Here is a 10,075-nt window from a genome sequence, read left to right on the forward strand (position 1 = left end):
GTGTATAAGAGACAGTCCCCCCACCGTCACCCCCTCACCAGCCACGCTTCAGTGGTCTTGACCAATGCGGATGAAATCCCGGTCAACTCGTTATTTCCGCAGGCCACATGGGGTTCATCCGCCGTTGACGCGCGCAGACTGGCGCTGGTAAACACACACATCAACCAGCTGACGTTCCTTGATCACACAACGTGAAGCCAACGTGCAACCAACGTGCAACCAGCCATCCCTGCGCGAGCGATGACGCGAGGTCACCGACCCATGGACACACAAGATCAGCACGGCAGAGCAGCAGCACCCGCGACAGCGGCACCCCCTCGTCCCCGCGGCCGCCTGAGGCTCGCGCTCGCCGGTGGTGCCGCCGCGTTCACCCTTACGGCCGGTCTCGCGACACCGCTCAATCCGGTCCCCCAGCAGGCCGAGGCGAAGGCCGACGACGGCAAGAAGGTCCTCACCGTCGCCGTGGCGCAGAGCGTCGACTCGCTCAGCCCCTTCCTCGCCCAGCGGCTGCTGAGCACCAGCATCCACCGGCTGACGTACGAGTACCTGACGAACTACGACGCCAAGGACAACAAGGCGATCGCCGGGTTCGCCACGGACTGGAAGCCGTCCGCCGACAAGCTGACCTGGACGTACACCATCCGGGACGACTCCAAGTGGTCGGACGGGCGGAAGGCGACCGCCGAGGACGCGGCGTGGACGTTCAACAAGGTGATGTCCAAGGAGGGCACCGCCACCGCGAACTCCAACTTCGTCACCAACTTCAAGAAGGTGACCGCGCCCAGCCCCACGAAGCTCGTCATCGAGCTGAAGAAGCCGCAGGCGACCATGGCGGCCCTCGACGTGCCGATCGTTCCCAAGCACGTCTGGGAGAAGGTCGACGACATCTCGAAGTTCAACAACGACAAGGACTTCCCCGTCGTCGGCAACGGTCCGTTCATCCTGACGGACTACAAGGTCGACCAGTACGTGCGGCTGAAGGCGAACAAGGACTTCTGGCGCGGGGCGCCGAAGTTCGACGAGCTGGTCTTCAAGACGTACAAGGACCAGGACGCCGCCGTCTCCGCCCTGCGCAAGGGTGAGGTCTCCTTCGTCGCCGGGCAGCCCGCGCTCACTCCCGCGCAGGCCCAGTCCCTGAAGAACGAGGAGAACATCAAGGTCAACGAGGGTCCGGGGCGGCGCTTCTTCGCGCTCGCCACCAACCCGGGCGCCAAGACGCTGGACGGCGAGAAGTTCGGCGACGGCAACCCGGCCCTGCTGGACAAGAAGGTCCGGCAGGCGCTCTTCCTCTCCGTGGACCGCAAGACGATCGTCGACAAGGTGTTCCAGGGACAGGCGGTCGAGGGCGCCGGGTACATCCCGCCGCGCTTCTCCGACTACGCCTGGAAGCCGTCCGCCGACCAGGAACTGGCGTACGACCCGAAGAAGGCCGCGCGGCTCCTCGACGAGGCCGGGTACAAGAAGAACAGCGACGGCGAGCGCGTCGGCAAGGACGGCAAGCCGCTGAACCTGCGGATCCTGTGCCACGCCACCGACCCCAACGACAAGGCGGTCGGCAAGTACCTGAAGGAGTGGTGGGGCGACCTCGGCATCGGGCTGAAGGTCAACTGCCTCGACGACGTCTCCGTGCCCTGGTACGCGGGTGAGTACGACCTCGCCTTCGACGGCTGGTCCGTCAACCCGGACCCGGACTTCGTCCTCGGCATCCACACCTGCGCCGCCCTGCCGAAGAAGGCCAAGGAGAGCGCCGCCACCGACAACTTCATCTGCGACAAGAAGTACGACGAGCTGTACGACAAGCAGCTCGCCGAGTACGACCCGGCCAAGCGCGCGGACATCGTCAAGCAGATGGAGTCGTGGCTGTACGACTCGGGGTACATGAACGTCCTCGCGTACCCGAACGCGGTGGAGGCCTACCGCACCGACCAGATCAAGTCCATCACCACCATGCCGACGGCCGCGGGCAACATCTACGGCCAGGACGGATATTGGAGCTGGTGGTCGGCCGTTCCCGCGGATGGGAAGAGTTCCTCCAAGGACGACAGCTCGACCGGTGTCATCATCGGTATCGCCGCTGCCGCGGTGGTGCTCGTGGGCAGCGGAGTCCTGTTCGCCCTGCGCCGCCGTTCGACCGCAGAGGACCGCGAGTAACGCATGACCGCTGACAGCAATCCCGCACTGCTCGACACCGAGGGTCCGCTGGGCCCCGGGGCCGACGGCGACCCGGCCGCCGCCGGGGCGCCGTCGGCCCGCGGGCCGCGCGCCCGCAACACCCGCGCCTATCTCCTCTATGTGCTGGGCAAGCTCGGCGGCGCGGTCGTGTCGCTGTTCGCCGTGCTCGTCACCAGCTTCTTCCTGTTCCGGCTGATCCCCGGCGACCCCGTCAAGCAGATGACGGGCGGCAAGCGCGTCTCGGCCGAGCAACTGGCCGCGATGCGGAAGGAGTTCGGACTCGACAAGCCGGTCATGGCCCAGTTCTGGGACTACACCGGCAATGTGCTGAGCGGTGACTTCGGCACGTCGTACCAGTTCCACGCCCCCGTGATGGAGAAGATCATGGGGGCGCTGCCGGCGACGCTGCTGCTCACCGGAACGGCGTACGTCCTCTACACCCTCATCGGCATCTGGCTGGGCACGCGCACCGCCTGGCGCAACGGGAAGCTCGGTGACCGCTTCAACACCGGGCTCGCGCTGACGCTGTACTCCGTGCCGTCGTTCTGGCTCGGCCTGCTGCTCATCATCACCTTCGCGGTGGGGATCGGGCCGATTCCCGGGATGTTCCCGACGGGCGGCCTGGAGTCGGGCGGCGAGACGGGCGTCGCGTACGTCCTCGACGTCGCGCACCACATGGTGCTGCCGGTGGTCACCCTGGTCGCCGTCGGATACGCGCAGACGCTGCTCGTCATGCGCTCCTCGCTGCTCGACGAGATGGGCAGCGACTATCTGACGACCGCACGCGCCAAGGGGCTCCGCGACGACCTCGTGCGCCGCCGCCACGCGGTGCCGAACGCCATGCTGCCGACCGTCACCCTGATGTTCGTGAACCTCGGCACGGTGGTGGCGGGCGCGATCCTCGTGGAGACGGTGTTCTCCTGGCCGGGGCTCGGCGGGCTCTTCTACCAGGCGCTGAGCGTGCCCGACCTGCCGCTGGTGCAGGGGCTGTTCTTCGTCTTCTCCACCGCGGTGATCCTGATGAACACCCTGGCCGACGTGATCTATCCGCTGCTCGATCCCCGGGTGGGCCGATGACGACCGAATCCGCACCGACCACCCCGGCGGCGCCCGCGGCCAAGAGCGCGCGGGCGCTCGCCTGGACCCGCCGCCGGCACTCCGCGGCCCGCTTCTGGCGGGAGTACCGCACCCACAGGACCGGGCTCTTCGGGCTCGCCGCGCTCGTCCTGATCGCGCTGGCCGCCGTCTTCGCGCCGCTGCTCGTGGGCTCGGACGCGCAGAGCGTGACGGACGCGCCGGGCAAGCCGATGGAGTCGCCGAGCGGTGAATTCCCGCTGGGCACGGACCAGTTCGGGCGCGATCTGCTGGGCCTGCTGGTGTGGGGCGCGCGCATCTCGCTGTCCGTGGGGCTGCTCGCCGCCGTCCTCTCGGTGGCCATCGGCACGCTCGTGGGCATCACGGCCGGACACTTCAAGGGCTGGTACGCGACCGTCATCATGCGCGTCACCGACTGGTTCCTGGTGATGCCGACGCTGGTGCTCGCCATCGCGCTGGCCTCGGTGATGTCCCGCTCGATCTGGACGATCATCCTGGCGATCGGCGTGACGACCTGGCCGACGACGGCCCGGCTGGTGCGCGCGCAGACCCTCGCGGTGGAGTCGCGCCCGTACATCGAGCGCGCGCAGGCGCTCGGCGGCGGCCACGGCCACATCATGGCCCGGCACGTCCTGCCGAACGTCATGCCGCTCGTCCTCGCGCAGACCACGCTCGTGATCTCCGGGGCCATCCTCACCGAGGCGACGCTCGCGTTCCTCGGCCTCGGCGACCCGACGAGCGTCTCGTGGGGCGGCCTGCTGCAGGACGCGCGCGAGGCGGGCGCGGTCAGCGCCGGGCACTGGTGGTACCTCGCCCCGCCCGGTCTCGCCATCGCCGTCGTCGCGCTCGCGTTCACGCTCTGCGGGCGCGCCGTGGAATCCGTGCTCAACCCCAGGCTGGGGGCCTCCCGTTGACCGACATGACCAAGGCGAACGACGCCCGTCTCCTCGACGTCAGAAACCTGGAGGTGACGTACGCGAACGGCGCGGCCGCCGTGCGCGGCGTGAACCTCTCCGTCGACGCCGGGCAGAAGCTCGGCGTCGCCGGCGAGTCGGGCTGCGGCAAGTCCACGCTGGCGCTCGCCCTGCTGCGGCTGCTGCCCGCGGGCACGAAGGTGACCGGCGAGATCCTGCTCGACGGCGAGGACGTCCTCACCATGAAGTGGGGGCGGGTCCGCGCGGTGCGCTGGGCGGGCGCGTCGATCGTCTTCCAGGGCGCGATGCACTCGCTGAACGCCGTGCACCGCATCGGCGACCAGATCGCCGAGCCGATCCTGCTGCACAAGAAGGCGACGCCGGCGGGCGCGAAGAGGAAGGTCGGCGAGCTCCTCGAACACGTGGGGCTGCCCGCCGCCCGCGCGGACGCGTATCCGCACGAGCTGTCCGGCGGCCAGCGCCAGCGCGTGATGATCGCGATGGCGCTCGCCTGCGACCCGCGCCTGATCGTCGCCGACGAGCCGACCACCGCGCTCGACGTGATGATCCAGGCCCAGATCCTGCGGCTGATCGAGCAGCTGGTGGCCGAGCAGGACCTCGGCCTGATGATGATCAGCCATGACCTGGCGGTGCTCTCCGACACCTGCGACCGGCTCGCGGTGATGTACGCGGGGCGCGTCGTCGAGGAGGGCCCGGCCGCCGAGGTGTACGAGAACGCCCGGCACCCCTACGGCAAGGCCCTGTCGGCGGCCTTCCCGCGGATCGGCGACACGGCCTCGCGGTTCGCGCCGCGCGGGCTGCCCGGCGACCCGCCCGACCCGTCCGCGCTCCCCGCGGGCTGCACGTTCCACCCGCGCTGCCCGGTCGCCCTCGACTCCTGCGCCACGGAGGACCAGGTCCTGCGGGACGCGGGCCCGCACCACCGCGCGGCCTGCGTGCACGCGGGCTCGCAGCTCCCCGCGCAGCCCACGGCGGCCTCGGCGGCGGAGAGCACATCGTGAACCAGAGCGCCCTGACGAGGAGCCGCGCATGACCACCGAGACTCCGGGCGGCCCCCTGCTGTCGGCCGCCGACCTGCACATCGCCTTCCCCGGCCGCCGCGGCGCACCGACCGCGCGGGCGGTGGACGGCGTCGACCTCGACATCACGGCGGGCGAGATCGTCGCCCTGGTCGGCGAGTCGGGGTGCGGCAAGACGACGCTGGCGCGTTCGCTGCTCGGCCTGGTGCCGCCTACGTCGGGCAAGGTGACGTTCGGCGGGCAGCCGCTCGACTACGCGGGCCGCGCCCTCAAGGCGTACCGCAAGCGCGTCCAGCTGGTCCTCCAGGACCCCAGCGGGTCGCTCAACCCCCGGCACACGGTGTACGACGCCGTGGCCGAGGGGCTCCGCATCCACGGGTACGCGGGCGACGAGCGGGCGGCGGTCGCCGAGGCCCTCTCGCGGGCCGGTCTGCGCCCGCCGGAGCGCTTCTTCCTGCGCTACCCGCACGAGCTGTCGGGCGGCCAGCGCCAGCGCGTCGTCATCGCGGGCGCGCTGGTCCTGGAGCCCGAACTCATCGTCGCCGACGAGCCGGTGGCGTCCCTCGACGCGTCCGTGCGCGGCGAGATCCTCGCGCTGCTGCTGCGCCTGCGCGACGAACTCGGTCTCTCCGCACTGGTGGTGACGCACGATCTGGGCCTGGCCTGGAACATCGCGGACCGCGTGGCGGTGATGTACCTGGGCCGGATCGTGGAGACCGGCACGGTGGAGGAGGTCCTGACGGCCCCTCGACACCCTTATACGCAGGCCCTGTTGTCGGTCCTGCCCGAGGCTCCCGGCGAGCCGGTGGTCCTCACGGGCGAGCCGCCGGACCCGTCACGCATCCCGGGCGGCTGCCGCTTCCACGCACGCTGCCAGATCCTCGCCTCCGGCGAGGCGGAGCGGGCGGGTGTGGCCGGGCGGTGCCGTACCGACGACTTGCCGGTGCTTTCGGGCGCGGGCGAGACACAGGTGGCGTGCCACTGGGCGACGGCGCAGGCAGCGCCCCGTTAGAGGCGCGGGGAGCTGCGCGGGGAACGGCGCGAGCAACCACACCGCACCCGCAGCCGAAGGACTACGCCCCCGCGGCTTCCACCAGTTCCCGGGACTTCTTCACGTCGTCCGCCATGGCGACGAGCAAGTCGTCGATCGAGTCGAACTTGGCCATCCCCCGCACGAAGGCGAGGAAGTCCACGGCCACGTGCAGGCCGTACAGGTCGAGCCCGACGCGGTCGATCGCGTACGCCTCGACGGTCCGCGCGGTCCCGTCGAACGTCGGGTTCGTGCCCACGGAGATCGCCGCGGGCATGGCCTCGCCCTCGACGTGCAGCCATCCGGCGTACACGCCGTCGGCGGGGATGGCGGTGTGCGGCAGGGTCTCCACGTTGGCGGTGGGGTAGCCGAGCTCGCGGCCGCGCTGGGCGCCGCGCACGACGACGCCCTCGACGCGGTGCGGGCGGCCGAGGATCTCCGCGGCGCCCGTCATGTCGCCCTCGGCGACCAGGCGCCGGGTCAGGGTGGAGGAGAAGGGCTCGCCGCCGCCGGCCTCGCCGCTGACGAAGAGGTCGATGACGTCGACTTCGTAGTCGTACGTCCGGCCGAGCTCGGCCAGGAAGTCGACGTTGCCCGCGGCCTTGTGCCCGAAGCGGAAGTTGGGGCCCTCGACGACCACGCGCGCGTGCAGCTTGTCGACGAGGACCTTCACCACGAAGTCGGCGGGCGACAGCTTCGAGAACTCGCTGGTGAACGGCAGGATCAGCAGCGCGTCCACGCCGAGGTCGGCCATCAGCTCGGCGCGCCGGTGGTGCGGGGCGAGCAGCGGCGGGTGGCTGCCGGGGCGCACGACCTCGCTGGGGTGGGGGTCGAAGGTGACGACCACGGCGGGCACACCGAGCTCGCGCGCCCGCTCCACGGCACGCCCGATGATCAGCTGGTGACCGCGGTGCACACCGTCGTAGGAACCGATGGTGACGACGCTGCGCCCCCAGTCCTGGGGGATGTCCTCCAAGCCACGCCAGCGCTGCACTTCTTTGCTCCTCGCCGAACCCGTGTACGTCACGTACGTCTGTACGTTCCCATTGCCGATAACGCAGGACTAAGACTGCCATGCCGACCCGTCCCCGCTCGCATCGGAGGGGGTGGCGGGGGTCACTCGGCCCGCTAGGCCGGGACCCGTACGCCGCCCGCGAGGTCGTCGATGGCGCGGCGGGCGCTGGGGCCGACCAGGGCGGCCCACTCGTGCGGCGCGGCGCCGAGCCAGCGGGCGAGGAGTGCGGCGAAGCCGGGCCGGGCGCGGGCCAGTTCGACCAGGCAGCGGTCGAAGCGGGACGCGCCCTCCGGAGTGCGCACGAACAGCAGTCCGACGCGGCGCACCCGCTCGCGGGCGCGGGCCTCCCCGCACTCCGCCTCCTCGCACCCCGTCTCCCCGCACTCCCCCGCGCCGCCCGCCACCGTCCGCAGGACGCTCTCCAGGACGGCGCAGTCCCTCTCCTGGCTGAGCAGCACGTCCAGCAGCTCGCCCCGCAGGTCGCGCGAGGCGGGGGTGCCGGGCGCGGCGAGCACGGGCGCGAGGGCCTCCCGCACCCGCGCGGGGCGGCTGTGCAGCAGCGCGGCCACCAGCGGGTAGAGGACGGCGCGCACGCCGGGGCCCTGTTCGAGGCGCCGGTCGATGTGCGCGGCGGCGGGCCCGGCCGCCTCGGGGCGGGCCTCCACCAGGTCGTGCACGAGCGTGGCCACGCGGCGCGCCAGGGCGGGCGTGGGCACGTCGGCGAGGCCGCAGAGGATGTCGTCGAGGGCCGGGCCCGGCGCGTGCAGGCGGGCGCGGAAGGCGTCGAGGACCGGGTCGGGGTGGGTGCTCAGGGCGGCGGCCAGCGCGCTCGCGGGCAGCTGCGGGTCGCCCGCGGCGAAGCGGCGCAGGGCGTGGGGCAGGTGGCGGGAGCGCGTCCACGGGTCGCGGACGAGGACGGCGAGCGCGGCGCCGTGCAGGGTGTCGTCGGCGGGGCGGGCGAGCAGCGCGAGGGCGGCCTCGCGCAGGAGGGCCCGGTCGGCGTCCGCGGTGGTGTGCGGGGCGGCGAGCGAGCCGTACGCCGCGGCGGCCACGCGGCGCCCGGGGCGCTCGTCGTGGGCCCAGCGGTCGACGGCGCGGCAGACGGCGGCGGGCTCCTCCTCGGCGAGCGCGGCGAGCAGCTCGTCGGCGCGGGCGTGGGCGCAGTCGACCAGGGCCTCGGTGAGGTCGTCGATGGCGCGGTGCCGGTGGGTGTGGAGCAGGGCCTGCGCGGCGGAGGCGACGGTGGCGTCGGGGGCGGCGTCCAGCGGCCGCTCGTCGGTGAACCAGCGGGCGAGGTGCGGCTGTACGCCCGCGGGGTCGGCGGCGAGCAGCTCGGCGACGGCGTCCAGACAGCGGCCCGGGTCCCCCGGCGGTCCGTCGTGCACGACGAGCCGCCGCAGCAGCGCGAACCGATCGGCCTCCCCCACCGGCAGCCGCAGCCAGAAGCCGGTGTCGAACTCCCCGCGCTCGGCGAGCGGTTCGAGCACCGCGAGGTACGGGGACGCGTCCGGCACGCGCAGCAGGACCTCGGTGCACAGCCGCCGGGCCCACCACACGGCGTCGTCCGCCCCGCCCGCACGGCCGCCGGACCGCCCCGGCGCGTCCGCGCGGTCCACCAGCACGTCCGCCAGCTCGCCCAGGCGCGCGGCCAGCTCGGCGGCGCCCCACTGCCGCCCCAGCGACAGCAGCGCCTGGACGACCGGGCCGATCCGGTGGCGGGGCACCGGCAGGGGGCGCGCGGTCCGCGGGCCGGGCCTGCGGCGGCGCTGCTCGGGGACGGCGGGGTCGCGGGCCGTGTCGCGGTGGCGCAGGACCAGGGTGGTCAGCGCGCCGTCCACGTCCAGGTGCGTGCCCTGGATCCAGTCGGCCAGCTCCTCGTGCGCGAAGCGGTAGCCCGGCCCCGCCGGTACCAGCAGCCCTTCGGTGAGCACGGCCGACGCCCACCCCGTGCAGCCGTGGAACTCCTTGCCGCTCGCCGTGCCCGACAGCGCTCCCCACGGGAACACCGCCTCGAAGGAGGCCCGGTCCAGCTCGCCCTGCCCCGGCCCCAGGCACCGCCGCGCCGCCTCGTGCACCTGCCCGGAGACCCGCGCCGCCAGGCGTCGTACGGCGCTGCCGCGCAGGCCGCCCGCCGCCGCGAGGCGCACCGCGACGCGCAGGCACATCAGGTCCAGGTAGGCGGCGAAGATCTCCTCGCGGCGCGGGGTGCCCGGCGACGGCGCGTCGGGCCGGGCGGCGCGCACCTCGCCGAGCAGCCGCAGCGCGAGCGGATGCCGGGCGTCGGCGTCGCGAAGGGCGCCGTCCGGGATGTCGTACCGCTCACGGGCGCGGCGGGCCTGCGGCTCCGGCAGGTCGTCGAGGCGTACGTGCCCGGGGATCCCCGAACCGGTGTCCGGGCCGTGCAGCGACGCCGCGTCGAAGTACGCCCCGGCCTGCTCCCAGTACTCCCCGCGGCAGGCCACGACGAGCCGCGTCCCCGTCCGGCCCAGCCACTGGTCGGTGCCGAGGCTCCACTCGGCGAGGCGGTGGGCGAGCACGGGCGGCATCTCCTCGGGTGCGTCGAGCAGCACCAGCAGCGGCCGCCCTGCCGCCCGCACGAGCCGGGCCACGCGGCCCGCCGAGATGTCCCCGAGTCCCCCGTTCTCCGGCGCCTCCTCGGAGGCCTCCAGGATCCGTCCCGCGCGGTCGAGCGCCCGCTCCACCGCGTCGGCCACCGACGCGTCGGCGGCCTGCAGATCGGCGCCGCGCAGCCACAGCGTGGGGGCGGGCCCGGCACCCTTGGCGCGGCGCGCGGCGAGCGCGGCCAGTT

General features: G+C 72.9%; 8 protein-coding genes. 6 read left to right on the forward strand and 2 right to left on the reverse strand.

The features are described from left to right. The 6 genes from AOK22_RS42105 to AOK22_RS01640 all read left to right on the forward strand — a co-directional run. Positions 1–195: hypothetical protein (locus AOK22_RS42105; RefSeq protein ID WP_208606357.1), on the forward strand; the 195-nt coding region annotated here is incomplete at its 5' end. 66 nt (positions 196–261) lie between these two features. After that, complete coding sequence (locus tag AOK22_RS01620; RefSeq protein ID WP_055696708.1) at positions 262–2,151, forward strand: ABC transporter substrate-binding protein; 1,890 nt, start codon at positions 262–264, stop codon at positions 2,149–2,151. Positions 2,152–2,154: 3 nt separating this feature from the next. Next, positions 2,155–3,249 (forward strand): ABC transporter permease, encoded by a 1,095-nt coding sequence (locus tag AOK22_RS01625; RefSeq protein ID WP_055696709.1) that lies wholly within the window; start codon positions 2,155–2,157, stop codon positions 3,247–3,249. After that, positions 3,246–4,181: an ABC transporter permease gene (locus AOK22_RS01630; RefSeq protein ID WP_055696710.1), complete on the forward strand. Its 936-nt coding sequence runs from the start codon at positions 3,246–3,248 to the stop codon at positions 4,179–4,181. The genes AOK22_RS01625 and AOK22_RS01630 overlap by 4 nt, the downstream gene beginning before the upstream one ends. Next, positions 4,070–5,203: an ABC transporter ATP-binding protein gene (locus AOK22_RS01635; RefSeq protein ID WP_425263990.1), complete on the forward strand. Its 1,134-nt coding sequence runs from the start codon at positions 4,070–4,072 to the stop codon at positions 5,201–5,203. Before AOK22_RS01630 ends, AOK22_RS01635 begins: the two co-directional genes overlap by 112 nt. A gap of 28 nt (positions 5,204–5,231) precedes the next feature. Further along, positions 5,232–6,233 (forward strand): ABC transporter ATP-binding protein, encoded by a 1,002-nt coding sequence (locus AOK22_RS01640; RefSeq protein WP_055696711.1) that lies wholly within the window; start codon positions 5,232–5,234, stop codon positions 6,231–6,233. A 61-nt stretch (positions 6,234–6,294) separates the two neighbouring features. On the opposite strand, the gene AOK22_RS01645 is transcribed toward AOK22_RS01640, so the two are convergent. Together AOK22_RS01645 and AOK22_RS01650 are read right to left on the reverse strand one after the other, a co-directional pair. Further along, positions 6,295–7,245 carry a bifunctional riboflavin kinase/FAD synthetase gene (locus AOK22_RS01645; RefSeq protein WP_055696712.1) on the reverse strand — a complete coding sequence of 317 codons (951 nt, stop codon included), beginning with the start codon at positions 7,243–7,245 and terminating at the stop codon, positions 6,295–6,297. Between the two features lie 134 nt (positions 7,246–7,379). Next, a partial coding sequence (locus AOK22_RS01650; RefSeq protein WP_055696713.1) for a hypothetical protein occupies positions 7,380–10,075 on the reverse strand: 2,696 nt, incomplete at its 5' end.

This window comes from Streptomyces silaceus (assembly GCF_001419745.1).
In the GTDB taxonomy this organism is placed as follows: Bacteria; Actinomycetota; Actinomycetes; order Streptomycetales; family Streptomycetaceae; genus Streptomyces; species Streptomyces silaceus.